At 67.1% G+C, this 16,630-nt stretch carries 13 protein-coding genes, 1 other RNA gene and 1 pseudogene; 7 read left to right on the top strand and 8 right to left on the bottom strand.

Translation table 11 applies throughout. The annotated features are described in order from the left end of the window. Positions 1 to 1,035: glycerate kinase (locus tag FJ311_12800; protein MBM3952316.1), on the top strand; the 1,035-nt coding region annotated here is incomplete at its 5' end. A 15-nt stretch (positions 1,036 to 1,050) separates the two neighbouring features. Here FJ311_12800 and FJ311_12795 read toward each other — a convergent pair. Then, a complete protein-coding gene (locus tag FJ311_12795; GenBank protein MBM3952315.1) occupies positions 1,051 to 3,762 on the bottom strand; it encodes a cation-transporting P-type ATPase in 2,712 nt (903 codons plus the stop codon). A 28-nt stretch (positions 3,763 to 3,790) separates the two neighbouring features. Between FJ311_12795 and FJ311_12790 the strand changes: the two genes are divergently transcribed. After that, positions 3,791 to 7,483, top strand: coding sequence for an AsmA family protein (locus FJ311_12790; GenBank protein ID MBM3952314.1), 3,693 nt, complete (start codon positions 3,791 to 3,793; stop codon positions 7,481 to 7,483). On the opposite strand, the gene FJ311_12785 is transcribed toward FJ311_12790, so the two are convergent. From FJ311_12785 to FJ311_12760, 6 genes are all read right to left on the bottom strand, one after another. Then, the gene (locus FJ311_12785) at positions 7,480 to 7,719 is read right to left on the bottom strand and encodes a ribbon-helix-helix domain-containing protein (protein MBM3952313.1); all 240 of its coding nucleotides are present in this window, start codon (positions 7,717 to 7,719) and stop codon (positions 7,480 to 7,482) included. The two genes, FJ311_12790 and FJ311_12785, sit on opposite strands and share 4 nt — an antisense overlap. Positions 7,720 to 7,796: 77 nt before the next feature. Beyond that, positions 7,797 to 8,039 carry a hypothetical protein gene (locus tag FJ311_12780; protein ID MBM3952312.1) on the bottom strand — a complete coding sequence of 81 codons (243 nt, stop codon included), beginning with the start codon at positions 8,037 to 8,039 and terminating at the stop codon, positions 7,797 to 7,799. Between the two features lie 152 nt (positions 8,040 to 8,191). Then, entirely contained in the window at positions 8,192 to 9,829 is a 1,638-nt protein-coding gene (locus FJ311_12775; protein ID MBM3952311.1) for a fumarate hydratase, read from the bottom strand. Between the two features lie 54 nt (positions 9,830 to 9,883). Next, positions 9,884 to 10,426, bottom strand: coding sequence for a hypothetical protein (locus FJ311_12770; GenBank protein ID MBM3952310.1), 543 nt, complete (start codon positions 10,424 to 10,426; stop codon positions 9,884 to 9,886). Between the two features lie 52 nt (positions 10,427 to 10,478). After that, positions 10,479 to 10,777: a transfer-messenger RNA gene (ssrA, locus tag FJ311_12765) on the bottom strand. Positions 10,778 to 10,823: 46 nt separating this feature from the next. Continuing rightward, on the bottom strand, positions 10,824 to 11,150 hold the full coding sequence (locus tag FJ311_12760; GenBank protein ID MBM3952309.1) for a hypothetical protein: 327 nt from the start codon (positions 11,148 to 11,150) through the stop codon (positions 10,824 to 10,826). A 123-nt stretch (positions 11,151 to 11,273) separates the two neighbouring features. Between FJ311_12760 and FJ311_12755 the strand changes: the two genes are divergently transcribed. Next, positions 11,274 to 12,212, top strand: a complete 939-nt coding sequence (locus FJ311_12755; protein MBM3952308.1) for an FAD-dependent thymidylate synthase — start codon at positions 11,274 to 11,276, stop codon at positions 12,210 to 12,212. A 4-nt stretch (positions 12,213 to 12,216) separates the two neighbouring features. Here the strand turns inward: FJ311_12755 and FJ311_12750 are convergent, their stop codons facing one another. Then, positions 12,217 to 13,365, bottom strand: a complete 1,149-nt coding sequence (locus tag FJ311_12750; GenBank protein MBM3952307.1) for an Mrp/NBP35 family ATP-binding protein — start codon at positions 13,363 to 13,365, stop codon at positions 12,217 to 12,219. Positions 13,366 to 13,647: 282 nt separating this feature from the next. Here FJ311_12750 and FJ311_12745 point away from each other — a divergent pair. The 4 genes and pseudogenes from FJ311_12745 to FJ311_12730 form a co-directional block, all read left to right on the top strand. Next, positions 13,648 to 14,863: pseudogene (locus FJ311_12745) on the top strand (protease modulator HflK). Further along, a complete protein-coding gene (locus FJ311_12740; GenBank protein ID MBM3952306.1) occupies positions 14,860 to 15,756 on the top strand; it encodes a protease modulator HflC in 897 nt (298 codons plus the stop codon). Before FJ311_12745 ends, FJ311_12740 begins: the two are co-directional and overlap by 4 nt. Positions 15,757 to 15,785: 29 nt before the next feature. After that, on the top strand, positions 15,786 to 15,971 hold the full coding sequence (locus FJ311_12735; GenBank protein ID MBM3952305.1) for a DUF2065 domain-containing protein: 186 nt from the start codon (positions 15,786 to 15,788) through the stop codon (positions 15,969 to 15,971). 135 nt (positions 15,972 to 16,106) lie between these two features. Then, positions 16,107 to 16,630 (top strand): serine protease (locus FJ311_12730; protein ID MBM3952304.1); only part of this gene is annotated, 524 nt, incomplete at its 3' end.

Genomic DNA, 16,630 nt, shown 5'->3' with positions numbered 1-16,630 from the left:
AGGATCGAGGTCGTCGAGGCCGCGCACCCGGTGCCCGACGCCAAGGGGCGCGAAACGGCAAGGCGGATTCTCGACCTCGCCCGGACCGCGCGGCCCGACGATCTGGTGCTGTGCCTGATTTCGGGCGGCGGCTCGGCGCTGCTCGCGCTGCCGGCCGAGGGCGTGAGCCTAGAGGACAAGCAGGCGGTCAACCGCGCGCTGCTCGCCTGCGGCGCGACGATTTCGGAAATGAACTGCGTGCGCAAGCACCTCTCGGCAATCAAGGGCGGCAGGCTCGCGGCGGCGGCCGCGCCGGCGCGGGTCGTGACGCTGCTGATTTCCGACGTTCCCGGCGACGATCCGGCGACCATCGCGTCCGGGCCGACGGTTCCCGATCCGACCACCTTCGCCGACGCTCGCGCCGTGTTCGCCAAGTACGGCATCGAGCCGCCGGAGGCGGTGCGGCGGCGGTTCGAAGCCGCTGGCGATGAGACGCCGAAGCCGGGCGACCCCCGCCTCGCCAACACCGAAACGCGCCTGATCGCCCGGCCGCTTGCCAGCCTCGAAGCTGCGGCCGAAACCGCGCGCGCGGCCGGCGTCGCGCCGGTCATCCTCGGCGACGCGATCGAGGGCGAGGCGCGCGAGGTCGCGACGGTGATGGCCGGGATCGCGCGTTCAGCCCGCCGCCACGGCCACCCCGCCCCGCCGCCGGTGGTGCTGCTGTCGGGCGGCGAAACCACGGTCACCGTGCGCGGCCGGGGACGGGGCGGACGCAACGCGGAATTTCTGCTCGCGCTCGCGCTCGCGCTGCAGGGCGAGGACGGCATTTCCGCCATCGCTGGCGACACCGACGGCATCGACGGCAGCGAGGACAACGCCGGCGCGATGATCGACCCCTCGACGCTGGTCCGCGCCGCCGCAAAAAATATGGACGCCAAGGCCCGGCTTGCCGACAACGACGCCTACACCCTCTTTGCCGGGCTCGGCGATCTGGTGGTGACCGGGCCGACGCTCACCAACGTCAACGATTTCCGCGCGATTGTCGTGCGGCCGTGACGCCCGCGTCGCGCGTTACATGTGCAAAACGCCGAGCCGGCGCAGCAGCCATTTTTCCGCCTCGACCGTGAAGAACATCACCGTCGCGAGAGCGGCGATCGACAGCCACGACCGCGCGTCGAGCGCGGTGGTCTGAAAGGCCTGCTGCAACGGGGGAACATAGGTAAAGAGAATCTGCAGGACGATCAAAATCGAGCTCGACCAGAAGGCGGCCGGATTGCCGTACATCATGCCGGAATTCAATGCCGGAGCGGAGAAACTGCGCGTGGTGAACAGATAGACCAGTTCGCAGAACACCAGCATGTTGACTGCGGCGGTGCGCGCGGTCTCCAGCGCATGCCCACGCGCCAGTTCCCAGTAAAAAACGGCGAACGTCAACGCCGTCATCAGCACGCCGACGAAGACGATGCGCGCGAACAACACCCGGGTAATAAGCGGCTCGGCCGGCGGCCGGGGCGGGCGGTGCATGACCCCGGCTTCCGCCGGCTCGAACGCCAACGCCAGCGCCAGCGTCACCGTGGTCACCGTGTTGACCCAAAGAATCTGGCCGGGGGTGACGGGCAGCGCCATGCCGGCGAAGACCGCGATCAGAATGACGCCGCATTGCCCGCCGTTGGTGGGCAGGATGAAGAGGAGCGATTTCTTGATGTTGTCGAAGATCCGGCGGCCCTCGCGCACCGCCTCGGCGATGGTCGCGAAATTGTCGTCGGTCAGCACCAGGTCGGCGGCTTCCTTGGCGGCGTCGGTGCCTTTCTGGCCCATGGCGACGCCGATGTCGGCTGCCTTCAGCGCGGGTGCGTCGTTGACGCCATCGCCGGTCATGGCCGTGAATTGGCCCTCGGCCTGCAGGGCGGCGACCAGACGCAGTTTGTGTTCGGGACTCGCCCGCGCGATCACGTCGGTTTCGCGAACCCGACGCTGAAGCTGGGCATCGTCGAGAGCCTCCACCTCCCGGCCGGTGAGCGGGCGATCGGCGGCCAAACCGAGTTCCCGGCCGATGGCGGCGGCCGTGACGGCGTGATCGCCGGTGATCATCTTGACGCGAATGCCCGCGCTTCGGCAGTCGGCCACGGCCGCGATCGCCTCGGGTCGCGGCGGGTCCATAATGCCGACCAGCCCGAGCAGCGCGAAGCGGGGGGCGATATCGGCCATGGATAGGCTCGCGGTACCGGCCGGCATGTCGGCGCGGGCGAGCGCCAGCACGCGTTGCCCGTCGCGTGCGGCTTCATCGACGCGCGCTTCCCACACGGCGCGGTCGAGGTCGCACCCCAGAAAATCCCGCACGCACAGGTCGAGGACTCGCTCCGGCGCGCCCTTGAGCAGAACGAAGGAGCGACCCGCGTGGTCGTGGTGCAGGGTGGCCATGAACCGGTGTTCGGATTCGAACGGAATTTCGTCCAGCCTCGGCATGGCGACGGTTTCCGCGCGCAACTCCAATCCCGCCTTGAGCGCGAGCGTCAGCAAGGCGCCCTCGGTCGGATCGCCGGCGAGCATCCAGCCGGCGGTTTCGTCGCGGCGCAACCGCGCGTCGTTGCAGAGGAGCGCGCAGCGGGCGAGCGCCAACAGTGTCTCATCCTTTTGCGGATCGAGGATTCCGTTGGCGAGATGGAAACCGCCGTTGGGCGCGTAGCCGGCGCCGCTGACCTCGACCGTGCGGCCGGGCAGGAACACGCGCACCGCGGTCATTTCGTTGCGGGTCAGCGTGCCGGTCTTGTCGGAGCAGATAACCGAGACCGATCCGAGCGTTTCCACCGCCGGCAGGCGACGGACGATGGTCCGTTGTTGCGCCATGACACGGGTGCCGATGGCGAGTGTGATGGTGACGATGGCGGGCAATCCCTCGGGGATCGCTGCAACTGCAAGACTGACCACGGCGAGAAAGATGTCTAGCACCGGCATGCCGGCGATGTAATGACCGTAAAGAAACGTAATCAGACTCACGGCTAGGATGAACAAGGTGATCTGGCGGGCGAACTGATCGAGGCGCCGGGTGAGCGGCGTCGCCAGGGATTCGACGCCCGCCACCAGTGCGCCGATACGGCCGATTTCGGTCGCCGGACCGGTCGCCACCACTATGCCGCGCGCTTGGCCGAAGGTGACGAGGGTGCCGGAATAGGCCATCGAAACGCGGTCCGCGAGTTCGGCGGTCTCGTCCACCGCCCCCACGCCCTTGGCGACCGGCGCGGATTCGCCGGTGAGTGCCGATTCGTCGATCTGCAAGTTCTTGGCGCGCAGCAAGCGCAAATCCGCCGGCACGCGCGCGCCGGATTCGAGCAGCACGATGTCGCCCGGCACCACCTCGCGCGCGTCGATGTCGCGCCGTTCGCCCTGGCGCACCACGTTGGCGCGGCTGGCCAGCATGGCGCGCACCGCCTCCAGCGCCCGCTCGGCCTTGCCTTCCTGCACGAAGCCGATGATGGCGTTGATGATCACCACAGCCATGATCACGGTGGCGTCGATATAATCCTCCAGCGCATAGGTGACGGCCGCCGCGGCGAGCAGCACGTAGATCAACGGATTGTGAAACTGCAGCAGGAAGCGGACGACGGGGCCCCGCCGCTCCGGCGGCGGCAACTGGTTGGGACCGTGCTGCGCCAGCCGCCGCGCGGCTTCGGCGGCGGAAAGACCGCTTTCCTCGGAGCCGCCCAGACGCGCCAATACCGTCCCCGGTCCCTCGGCGTGCCAGGAAAGGGGCGGTTGGTGCGGATTGGTGTCTTGGTCGCGCATGTCGTTTCGCCGGGCTTAATAATAGAAAATGGCGATCAAGGGCAAATTGCTCCAGGTCAAGCGCGATCGATGTATAGTGTCCCTACCCTTTGATCCGCGAGCGATACGCCTATACAATCGCGCGTCCCCAGGAATGCCGTTCCCGTATATGAAGAAGCTGCTTTCCGCCATTGCGGTTCTGGTCGTCGCGCTCGTCGGCGCGGTCTTGATCGTTCCCGGCTTGATCGACTGGAACGAGTACAAGACCGAAATCGCCTCTCGGGCCCGCGCGATGACTGGGCGCGACGTGACTCTCAAGGGCGATATCCGGCTGACGCTGCTGCCGGCGCCCGCGCTGCGCGTCGCCGATGTCGCGCTTGCGAGTCTGCCCGGGGCGAAGGATTCCCAATTGATCCGTCTCAAGACGCTCGAGGTTCGCGTCGCGCTCGCGCCGCTATTGTCGGGGCGGGTCGAGGTCGAATCGGTGCGTCTGGTCGAACCCGTGGTCGCGTTGGAGATTCTGGCCGACGGCAAACGAACGTGGGATTTCGCATCCGCCGCGCCGCCGGCGCCGACGGCTCCGGCGGGACGGGCGCCGAGCCCGGCGGCGGGCCCAACGGCGAGTTCGGCGCCGTCCGTGCGCCTCGACAGTTTCGTTGTTGAAAACGGCGCCGTCGTCTATCGCGACGCGGCGGGCGGCGTCGAAGAGCGGATCGAGGCAATCGCCGCGCGCGTCACGGCGGTTTCCCTCGAGGGGCCGTTCGAAAGCGCCGGATCGTTCAAGGCGCGCGGCCTTGCGTTCTCCTACGTCGCCGGCATCGGTCGGATCGCCGACGATCGCGCCATTCCGGTCAACCTCAGTCTCGGCGCGGCTGGGGCGAAATTCCAATCGACCGGCACCGTTTCCGACATCCATCAGACGCCGCGCTATCGCGGCAAGATCAAGCTCGACGGCGATAATCTTGCCGCTACCGTCGCGCAACTCGCGCAAGGACCAGCGGCGGCGGCAGTGGCGCAGCCTTTTTCGCTTGAGGGTACTCTCGCGACTTCGACCGCGCTGGCCGAAATCAAGGATCTCGAAATTCGGCTCGGCGACAGCCGTGGCACGGGCGCGGTTGCCGTCCGGCTGCAGGGCGGTTTCAACGCTGCCGCTCAGGTTTCCATCAATCGCCTTGATCTCGATCGCTTTCTGGCGGCGACCGCGCCGCCACCCGCATCCGCGCCCGCTCTCGCCGCCTCGCCGGCCCCGGACGGCAAGGCGAAGTCGGGACGCTCGGTGGCGATTCCTCCGCCGCCCGCGCCCGCTGCGACGACTGCCGCCGCGCCCGCGCGCTTCGACATTCCGAAGGGGATGGGCGGCTCGCTCGCGCTTGCGGTCGACGCCATCACGTTACGCGGCGGTCTGATCGGGCAAGCCCGGCTCAAGGCGGAACTGGTCGACGGCGAAATCACCCTCAGTCAAGCGTCGGCCCAACTTCCCGGCGGTTCGGATGTCGCCCTGTTCGGTTTCGTCACCGCTCCCGGCGGTCAGCCCAAATTCGATGGACAGGCGGACGTGACGGTCGGCGATCTACGCGGCCTGTTGAAATGGCTCGATGTGCCGCCGCCCGAGGTCCCGGCTGACCGGCTGCGCGGCCTCAAATTCACGGGAAAAATCGCGGCGACGCCCGCCAGCGTGCGGGTCAGCGGTCTCGACCTTGCGCTCGATGGCTCGCGCCTGACCGGAATGGCGGGCGCTACACTCGGGAAGAAACCCGCGTTCGGCGTCGACCTTGTACTCGATCGGATCAACATCGATTCTTATTTTCCGCCCGGGCCTCCCACCGCGCCCAAGGCCGCCCCCGTCGCGCCGGTCGCGCGCGCGCCCGCCGGCGCCGCGCCCAGGGAGATTCCCGAATCATCGGCGGCGGCGGCAGCGACCCGGGCGGCCGGCCTTCAGGGCCTGCCCGATTTCGAAGCCGACGTGAAACTGGCGGTCAAGGCCGCGACCGCGCGCGGTTTGAGCGCGCGCGATGCCGTCGTCGATCTATCGGTGCGCAACCGCACGCTGGAAGTTCGCCGTCTCGCCGTCGCCGATTTGGGCGGCGCGGCATTCGCGGTTTCGGGCCGCGTCGACGGCGTGCTGGACCTTCCGCTGGCGCGCGATCTGCAATTCGATGTCCGTGTCCCCGATGTCGCCCGCGTCGCCCGTGCGCTTGGGCTGGATCCGCCCGAGATGGCGCGCGGACTCGGCGCAGTCACGGCCAACGGCAAGATCAACGGGAATTTTCTCGCGCCGCAAATCGACGCCAAGGTGACCGCCGCCGGTGGGACCGCGACCTTCGCCGGCAAGGCGCTGGCGGTGCCGACGTTCGGCCTGGAGGGGGCGGCCAGCATCCATCACGACGATCCGGCCAAGCTGGCCGGTGCGCTCGGCGTCGCCTGGAGGCCTTCGGGCAAGATCGGCCCGCTCGCCGCTTCCGGTCGCCTCAAGACCGGTTCGGATGCCATCGACGTGACCGACTTGAAGGCGAGCGCGGGACCCGCCGCGCTCGCTGGTACGGTCAAGCTGGCGACCGGCGGCGCGCGCCCACGCCTGGTCGCGGACCTGACGGTGGGCGATCTGGTCGTCGATCCGTTTCTGCCGGTGAAGAAATCGGCTTCATTGCCGTCTGAACCCCTATGGCGCGACGCACGTACCGGAGGTTTCATCCTTGCCCAGGCGCGGCAGGGCACGCCCGCGCGCCCGGCGCCGCCGTCCGCCCCCGCACGCGGCCAGTGGTCGACCGAACCGCTCGATCTCGCGGCGCTCAAGACGTTCGACGCCGACGTGAAGCTGAAGGCGCGCGCCCTCGTTCACGACCGCTATCGGTTGGAAGACGCGGACATCGCCGCCCGGCTCGATGCGGGAGCGCTCAGGACCGAGCGTTTGACGGGCCGGTTGTTCGGCGGTGACTTCCAGGGCGCGCTCGGTGTCGACGCCAAGAACGCAACCGCACCCCGGATCGATGCGTCGTTTGCGCTCAAGGGCGGCGATGTCGCGAGCGCGGTGCGCGCGTTCACTGGCGAAACGTCGGCTTCGGGCCGCATCGCCTTGGATGCGAAACTGACGGCGGCGGGCGGCAGCGTCGCGGCGATGGTCGGCTCGCTCGGCGGGTCGGGTTCGGTCGCGCTCACCGGTCTCGACGTCAAGGGCGGCGCGAAGGGGTCCGCGCTCGCCGGAGCGCTCGATCTGGTCAAGGCGGTCGGCGATCTCGGCGGCATGTTGGCGGGACGTGCGGGCGGCGGCCAGGCGGACGTGACCGGCACGTTCGCGATCGATCGCGGCATCGCGCGTTCGAGCGACTTGAGACTGATATCGGGCTTCGGCAACGGCGCGGCGCGCGGCGGAATCGATTTGCCGCGCTGGCAGATCGACGTCGCCGGCGAAATCCAGTTGGCGCAGAACGTGCTCACGCAGATTCTCGACAAGAGCGGACGCGCCGCCCAGCCGGTGCCGTTTTCCGTGGTCGGCTCGCTCGATGCGCCGACGGTCCGGCTCGATACCAGCAAGCTTCCGGGCGGCTTGCCGATTCCGGGTGCCGACCGGCTGCTCAAGAAACCCGGCGTCGGCGAGGTGCTGCAAGGAATCATCGGCGGCCAACCGCCGTCCCAGCAACAGCCGCAGCAACAGCAGCAGCAACAACAGCAACAACAGCCACCGCAACAGCAGCAGCAAAAACCGCTGCGCCCGCAGGACCTACTGCGCGGAATTTTGCGTTAGACGTTCCGTCGGCGCATCTGTTCGAGCACGAAGAGGCGGAGGGCGCTGGAAAGGTTGCCCGCGCGCTCGCGGTCGACGGTGGCGACGAGCGCGTTGAGCGATAGGCCGCGCGCTTCGGCGATTTCGCCGAGGGCGTCCCAGAACGCGCCCTCGAGCGACACGCTGGTGTCATGGCCCTTGATGCGGACCGAGCGCTTGCGAATGCGCGTCGGTGGCGATCCTGCCGGTGTCTTCATGGAAGGAGACTAAAACGAAACGCCCGCCCCGCGCGAGGCGCGAGACGGGCGCTTTATTCCGGAAATCGACGCCGGAATTACATCTTGGCGCCGACGATACCCATGGCTTTCTTGAGCTTGGCCTCGGAATCGGCATGCTTGCCGGCCTTGTGGTCGGCTTCGCCGTCGGCGCGCAACTTGGTCGATTCGGCGGTGACCTTGGACGCATTCGCCTTTGCCGCGTCGTCGTAGGCTTTCATGAGCTTCGGGCAGGACCCGGCGAAGGCGGGCGAGGCGATCAGGACCGCGGCCGCCGCGGCGAGCAGAGTACGCTTCAGCATGATGGGAAATCTCCCGTGTTTGGACGTTTGTCATCCGGCCGGAACCCCTCCGGCGGAGATCGGCTCAAAGAATAGAGGTTCGCGGCCGCGAGACGGAAACACAACCGCGTGAAAGGTCGCCACAAAGCCGCCACAATCGCATGGGGGCGAGTTCAGCCGTTGGCTTCGGGCTTGGTCATGCCGAATTGGGCGAAGAAATCGTTGCCCTTGTCGTCGATGACGATGAAAGCCGGGAAGTCGACCACCTCGATCCGCCAGATGGCTTCCATGCCGAGCTCCGGGTATTCGACCACCTCGACCTTCTTGATGCAGTTCTCGGCAAGGATCGCGGCCGCGCCGCCGATGGAGCTGAGATAAAAGCCCCCATTCTTCTTGCAGGCGTCGCGCACGGCGGGCGAGCGGTTGCCCTTGGCGAGCATAACCATCGAGCCGCCCGCCTTCTGGAAGAGATCGACATAGGAATCCATCCGCCCCGCGGTGGTTGGCCCGAACGAACCCGAGGCGTAGCCCTTCGGCGTCTTGGCCGGGCCGGCGTAATAGACCGGATGATCCTTGAAGTACTGGGGCAGGCCCTCGCCGCGGTCGAGGCGCTCCTTCAGCTTGGCATGCGCGATGTCGCGGGCGACGATCAGGGTGCCGGTTAGGCTGACGCGGGTGCGGATTGGAAGCTTGCTCAGTTGGGCGAGAATCTCGGGCATCGGCCGGCCGAGGTCGATGCGCGCCACCGGCCCCGCCGAATCCTTCTCGGAAATCTCTGGCAGGTACTTGGCGGGCTCGGTTTCCAGTTGTTCCAGGAATACGCCGTCTCGGGTGATCTTGCCGAGAATCTGGCGGTCGGCGGAACACGACACGCCGATCCCGACCGGGCACGAGGCGCCGTGGCGCGGCAGGCGCACGACGCGCACGTCGTGGCAAAAATACTTGCCGCCGAACTGGGCGCCGATGCCGAGGCGGCGGGTCAGCTCCAGCACCTGGGCTTCGGTTGCGACGTCGCGGAACGCGCGGCCGTGCTCGTCGCCCGAGGTCGGCAGCCCGTCGAGATAGTGGCATGAGGCCAGCTTGACGGTCTTGAGGTTCATCTCGGCCGACGTGCCGCCGATGACCACGGCGAGGTGGTAGGGCGGGCAGGCGGCGGTGCCGAGCGTGCGCAACTTTTCGTCCAGGAACTTCATCAGCGACGCCGGATTGAGCAGCGCCTTGGTTTCCTGGAACAGGAAAGTCTTGTTGGCCGAGCCGCCGCCCTTGGCCACGAACAGGAAATGGTATTCGTCGCCGTCGTCGGCGTAGATATCGATCTGCGCCGGCAGGTTGGTGCCGGTGTTGACTTCCTTGTACATGTCGAGCGGCGCCAACTGGCTGTAGCGCAGATTATCCTCGGTGTAGGCGCGCATCGCGCCTTCCGCCAGCGCCGCTTCGTCGCCGCCGCCGGTCCACACCTGCTGGCCCTTCTTGGCCATGACAATGGCGGTGCCGGTATCCTGGCACATGGGCAGCACGCCGCCGGCGGCGATGTTGGCGTTCTTGAGGAATTCAAGCGCGACGAACTTGTCGTTGGGCGAAGCTTCCGCGTCGTCGAGGATGGCGCGGAGTTGCGCTAGATGCGCCGGGCGCAGAAGGTGGGCGATGTCGTGAAACGCCTGGCGGGCGAGCAGGGTCAACGCGCCCGGGTTCACCTTCAACACCGGGCGGCCGTCGAACGTGCCTTGGGCGACGTGATCGCCGGTCACGCGGCGATAGGGCGTCGGGTCGGCATCCAGCGGAAACAATTCGTGGTGCTCGAAGGGGCTCATGAAGGGTCCTCGGAGGGTAGGGAGAATCCGGCGGGGAAAGGCGCGCGTTGATTTCTACTTCTTGCGGAAGGAATCGAGGGCGATGACCTGGCCGCCATCCTTCGCCGCCGGCTTGTCGGCGGGGGCAGCTTCCCTCGGTGTGTCGCCGGGCGCGGCTTTCGGCGCGGCGGCGGCGTCGTTGCGCGGCGTCGCTTTCGGCCGCGGCGCGTCGCCGCTGGCGTCGGCGTGCACCTCGCCCTGGGCGGTGATCTTGAACTGGAGCCCGAAATTGACCGAGGGATCGGCGAAGGAAGAAACGGCGGCAAAGGGAATGTGAAGGGTCTCGCGCCGGCCCTTGAAGCCGAGAGCGACCGAAAAGCCGTCGTCGCCGACCGTAAGGCCGTCGAACTGGAATTGCAGCACGATGGTCATTTCCAGCGGGTGCTGCGCCTTGAGGTAGGCGGGCATGCGTACGCCGGGCGCTTCGGTGCGGAACGTAATGTAGAAGTGATGGTCGCCGGGAAGGCCCTGCTTCGCGGTGTGTTCCAATGCCCGGCGCACGACGGAGCGGAAGGCGTCCTCGATCCAGAGGTCGTAGCGAAGGGGGTCGTCGGTCATGGGTCGGTTCTGGCGCGGGGCTCTGGGTCGTGCTTTCGGTCTTCGGCGGGCGAGTGGGGGGCTTCTGTTGCCAGGTGCCCCCCGAACCCCGTTACCGCTGTTTAGGCGGCAGCAGCAAATGCAACGTTGTCGTTGGCATTTGTCGATGGCCCGTTACGGCGGAACCATACCGAGCGAAAGTCCTGCCTTTACCGCGCACGTCGAGCCTGGTTCGCCCCCGCGAGGCCCGCCCCGGAACCCGCGTCCCGGAGCGGGAATTGGTGGAGGCGCCGGGTACTGCCCCCGGGTCCGTCACGCCTATTCCACAGAACATTTATCGCCATAGCCGGTTGCCCGGCCCCAAAAATATAGGCCCGCGGCGCCCCGAGCGGCAAGCCGGGGTCGAAAAACCCCGCTGTCAAACCACCGGCGCGCCGTAGCCCCAGCTGTAAGGTACCGGGCCCGAGAGCGCGAGCACGTCGCCGTCCTCGACCGCGTGATCGAGGTTGGGGCCACGCCCGACCAGGCCCGGGGACACGTCACGGCCGTTGCAAAGCGCGAGATAGACCGCCTCGGGCCGGAGATCGAGACGGCGGATGACGTCGCCGAGCACGCTTCCCGCCGGCAGTTCGAGCGCGACCCCGGCGCCGCCTAGCTGTTGGCGGGCGAGGCTGTTGAACAGGCGAACCTCGATCCGGACGATCGCGTCGCCGACGTTGTGGCCGATTCCGGGCGCGGGGTTCATGCGATTCTCGCTCATGGATGAACGGGCGATCATAACCGTCTCGTCCGGGCCGGCGATTGATCGCGGTTAAGGGCCCCGGGCTTGGCCGGAGGAAGGCGCGACGATAGAGTGCCGATCGACGCCATGACTCTCAGCAAGGACCAGCTGGCCGAAATCGAATCCGCGCGCGGCGAACGGCGCGAAACGTTGCGCGCGTGCGCGCCGGCGCTCGAGGAAATTCTCTACCGGCCGATCCCGGTGCTCGACCACGGCTTCATCCGCGTCATCGACTACATGGGCGACGACGGGGCGATCGTGCAGGCGGCGCGGGTATCCTACGGGCGCGGCACCAAGCGCGCCCAGGACGATGCCGGGCTGATCGCCTACCTCATGCGCCACCGGCACACCACGCCGTTCGAGATGTGCGAGATCAAATATCATGTCAAACTGCCGATCTTCGTCGCCCGGCAGTGGATTCGCCATCGCACCGCCAACGTCAACGAATACTCGGCGCGCTATTCGATCCTCGACAAGGAATACTACGTCCCGTCGCCCGAGTATCTGGCGGCGCAATCGCAGGTCAACCGCCAGGGACGGGGCGAGGTGCTGGAGGGCGCCGAAGCGAAGCGCGTGTTCGAGCTTCTGCGCCGCGACGCGGAACAGACCTACGCCTCCTACGAGGAAATGCTGAACGAGGGAACGGACGGCCAACCGCGCGATCCCGCGCGCAAGGGCTTGGCGCGCGAGCTCGCGCGCATGAACCTCACCCTCGCCACGTATACGCAGTGGTATTGGAAGACCGACCTTCACAATCTCATGCATTTTCTCAGTTTGCGCGCCGACGAACACGCCCAGTACGAAATCCGGGCCTACGCCGAGGCGATGCTGGACACGCTCCGGCGCTGGCTGCCGGTGACGTTCGAGGCGTTCATGCAATACCGCATGGGCGGCACGCACCTGTCGGCCAAGGGTCTCGACGTGGTCAAGCGCCTGCTCGCCGGGCAGAAAGTAACCCAGGAAACGAGCGGGCTTTCCAAGCGCGAATGGCGCGAGCTGATGGCCGCGTTGGGGCGGGAAGAGTAAGCCCTTACTGCACCACGATGCGCGGGCCGCCGGTCTCGGCGCCCGCGCCGGTCAGGCGCTCGATCTTGCCCCAGACCTTGGTGGCGATGGCGACGAAGGCCTTGGCGTGCGCGCTGTCGGGTTTCGCCACCACGATCGGCTGGCCGCCGTCGGAGGTTTCCCGGATCACGATGTCGAGCGGAATTTCCCCCAGGAAATCGACGCCGAGCCGGTCGGCTTCCTTGTGCGCGCCGCCGTGGCTGAAGATTTCGGTGCGGTGCCCGCACTTGGGGCACGAGAAGTAGCTCATGTTCTCGACGATGCCGAGCACCGGCACGTCCACCTTGCGGAACATGTTGAGGCCCTTGCGCGCATCCAAGAGCGCGATGTCCTGCGGCGTCGACACGATCACCGCGCCGGTCAGCGGTACTTTTTGGGCCATGGTCAGCTGGGCGTCGCCGGTGCCGGGCGGCATGTCGACCACCAGCACGTCGAGCTCGCCCCAGTTGACGTCGCGCATCATCTGTTCGATCGCCGATTGGACCATCGGCCCGCGCCAGATGATCGGGCTTTCCTCGTCGACCATGAAGCCGATCGACATGCACTTGACGCCGAAGTTCTCCATGGCGTCGAGGGTCTTGCCGTCGCGCGAGGACGGCTGGCCGACGATGCCCATCATGCGCGGCATCGAGGGACCGTAGATGTCGGAATCGAGAATGCCCACCTTGCGGCCGATGGCCGCGAGCGCGAGCGCGAGGTTGACCGCAACGGTGGACTTGCCGACGCCGCCCTTGCCCGAAGCGACCGCGATGATCGAACGCACGCCCGGTAACATCGCCGGTTGCGCTTGGCCATGCCCATGCCCATGAGCGTGGCCGTGGGCGTGCCCATGGCCTTGTGCCGTCTGTCCGCCGTTGCCGCCTTTACGCTCGGCAGTCAGCACCACGGTCGCCGACATGACGCCGGGCAGGCCGTGGACGACCTTCTCCGCCTGCTTGCGCAAAGGTTCCATCTTGGCGCCGCGCGCGGCGTCGACCTCGATCGCGAAAGCGACGTGACCGCCCTTGATCTGCAAGCCCTTGACCATACCCAGCGTGACGATGTCCTCGTCGCGTTCGGCGTCGACGACGCGCTTGAGCGCGTCCATGATCTGCTGTTCGGTGACTTCGGCCATGACCTCGATCTCAACTCCTGCTGGTGTTCGCGGCTAAGCCCTGCGCCGACCCCGTCGGTCGGGATAAGGCGGAGATTTCCGCCACGCCTTGGGCCACGTTGCGCGCCCGGAGCGATTGCCCTATATAAATCCCTCCCGGAACCGCCGCACACGCCCCATTTCAACTAACATCAGAAGAACGAAATACAAGGGGCAAATGCAAAACCCCCGGTGGGCGAAGGGCGAATAGGGAATTCATCTCATTTAATCGGTTGGCGGCGCAAGCGAACGGATCACTTCGACATGGCCTGGAAAAATCAAGGCGGCCCTTGGGGCGGCGGTGGCGGTAACGGCGGGGGCCAGGGCCCCTGGGGCGGTCGCGGCGGCGGCGGGCCTTCCATGCCCGAGCCCCCGGACCTTGAGGAACTGCTGCGGCGCGGCCAGGATCGTTTCCGTCGCGCGCTGCCGGGCGGCTTCGGCGGCGGGCGCGTAGTCGGGCTTGCGGTGCTCGCCGGCATCGCGCTTTGGTTCGCGAGCGGATTCTATCGCGTGCAACCGGGCGAGCTCGGCGTCGAGCTGCTGTTCGGCAAATTCCTGCGCGTCACCACGCCCGGCTTGAACTACTGGCTGCCGCGCCCGATCGGCCAGGTCGTCACGCCCAACGTCGAGCGCACCAACCAGATCAATATCGGCTTTCGCGGTTCGGCCGACGTCGGCGGGCAGGGCGGCGCCCGCGACGTGCCGCAGGAAGGCCTGACGCTGACCGGCGACCAGAACATCATCGACATCGACTTCGTCGTGCAGTGGCGCATCAAGAGCGCGGCCGATTTCCTGTTCAACATCCGCGACCCGGAACCGACGATCAAGATCGCGGCGGAAAGCTCCATGCGCGAAATCGTCGGCCAGACCACGCTCGAGGACGCATTGACGGTCAAGCGCCAGGAAGTGGAAGGCCGGACCCGGGACTTGTTGCAAAATATTCTCGACGAATACGGCGCCGGAGTCGCGATCGCCGACGTCAAGAGTGGAAGGCCGGACCCGGGACTTGTTGCAAAATATTCTCGACGAATACGGCGCCGGAGTCGCGATCGCCGACGTCAAGCTGCAGAAGGTCGATCCGCCCGCGCAGGTGATCGACGCCTTTAACGACGTGCAGCGCGCGCGCCAGGACAAGGAGCGCAAGCAGAACGAGGCGACGGCTTACGCCAACGACATCCTGCCCCGCGCCAAGGGCGAGGCGCAGCGCATGATCCAGGACGCGACCGCCTATAGGGAGAAGCTGGTCCGCGAGGCGGAAGGCGAAGCCAATAGGTTCCTTTCGGTCTACAACGCCTATCTCGAGGACAAGGACGTAACGCGCAAGCGCCTGTTCCTCGAGCGCATGCAGCAGGTGTTCAAGGATTCGGAAAAGGTGATCATCGACAAGGGCGGCGCCGGGGTCGTGCCGTACCTGCCATTACCCGAACTGCGCCGCCGCAGCGAGCCGTCCGCCGCGGGCGGCGAGGGAGCCGCGAAATGAACCGCCCGATCCTCGTCATTCTCGGCATCGTCGCGGCGACGTTGATCGTCGTCGCTTCCAGCGCGGTTTTCGTCGTGCACCAGACGCAGCAGGCGATCGTGCTGCAGTTCGGCAATCCGATCCGCGTGGTGCGCGAGCCGGGAATCCAGGTCAAACTGCCGTTCATCCAGGACGTCACCTATTACGACCGCCGCATTCTCGATCTCGATCCGCCGGCGCAGGAAGTAATTCTTTCGGACCAGAAGCGGATCAACGTCGACGCCTTCGCGCGCTTTCGCATCGTCGATCCGCTCGAATTCCGCCGCCGCGCGGTGACGCTCGCCAATTTCCGCCAGGTGTTCGGCGGCCGGCTCAACTCGGCGATCCGTTCCGAGGTCGCCAAGGTCGATCTTCAGGACATGCTGACCGGCAAGCGCGCCGAGGTGATGGACAAGATCAAGGGCGCGGTCGCGGGCGTCGCGCCCGAATTCGGGGTCGAGGTGGTGGACGTGCGCATCGGCCGCACCGACCTGCCCGAGGCGACCAGCCAGGCGGTCTACAACCGCATGCGCTCCTCGCGGGTGGCCCAGGCCGCCCAACTGCGCGCCGAGGGCGAAGAGCTGAAGGCCAAGATCCAGGCCGATGCCGACCGCCAGCGCACCATTCTCATCGCGGACGCGGAGCGGACCGCCCAGACCTTGCGCGGCGAGGGGGAAGGCATCCGCACCCAGACCCTCAACCGCGCCTTCGGCAAGGACCCCGCGTTTTTCGAGCTCTACCGGACGCTGGAGGCCTACCAGGGCGCTCTCTCCGACGGCACGACCATGATTCTCACGCCCGATTCCGAGTTTTTCCGTTATTTCGGCGGCGCGGCCGGCGCCTCGGGCGAACCCGCGCGCAGGCCCCAGCGCTAGGGTCCGAACCCTTTCCGGCGCGGCACGGCATGATCGACCTCGTGGCCGCGCTGGGGCTGGCGATCGCCATCGAGGGAATCCTCTACGCCCTTTTTCCGGACGGGATGCGCCGGATGATGGCACGCGCGCTCGAATTGCCGCCGAGCGCGATTCGCGCGACCGGGCTGGCCGCGGCGGTTTTGGGCGTCGGTTTGGTCTGGCTCGCGCGGCGGTGATCGGCGTTGACCCGCCGGCGACTTGAAAGCCCCCTCGGGGCGGGCTAAATCCCGGGTGCACGTCGGCCGACGCCCCCGTCGAAAACCCGCGCGTCGCGGGCCTTGGGTTTCCCCGGCCGACAGGATGTTGCCATGATGACCTTGTTCGAATCTTCAAGCCGGCGCGGCGGCCATGCCGTTCGCCCGGTTCCCCGCGCCGCACGCCTCGTCGCACTGACGGCGGGCATGATCGCGTTCACCGCGCTTTCGGGCGCCCAGGCGCGCACCGCGCCGGACAGCTTCGCCGACCTCGCGAGCGAACTGCTGCCCAAGGTGGTGAACATTTCCACCACCCAGACCGTCGAAGGACGCGGCTTCGAAATGCCGCAATTGCCGCCCGGCTCGCCATTCGAGGATTTCTTCAAGGAATTCTTCGAACGCAACCAGGGCCAGCAACAGCAGCGGCCACGGCGCGCGACGTCACTCGGCTCCGGCTTCGTGGTCGACGAGGCGGGCTTCATCGCCACCAATAACCATGTCATTCAGGACGCGGACGAAATCACCGTCATCTTCCACGACGGCGCCCGCCTCAAGGCCGAGGTGGTCGGGCGCGACGCCAAATCCGATCTTGCGGTACTGAAAGTCAACCCGACCGGCAAGCTGTCGGCGACCAAGTTCGG

It is taken from the genome of Rhodospirillales bacterium (assembly GCA_016872535.1).
GTDB lineage: Bacteria > Pseudomonadota > Alphaproteobacteria > Rhodospirillales > 2-12-FULL-67-15 > 2-12-FULL-67-15.
Note: the sequence above shows the minus strand (reverse complement) of the source record. Positions and strands in the feature narration are given on the sequence as shown.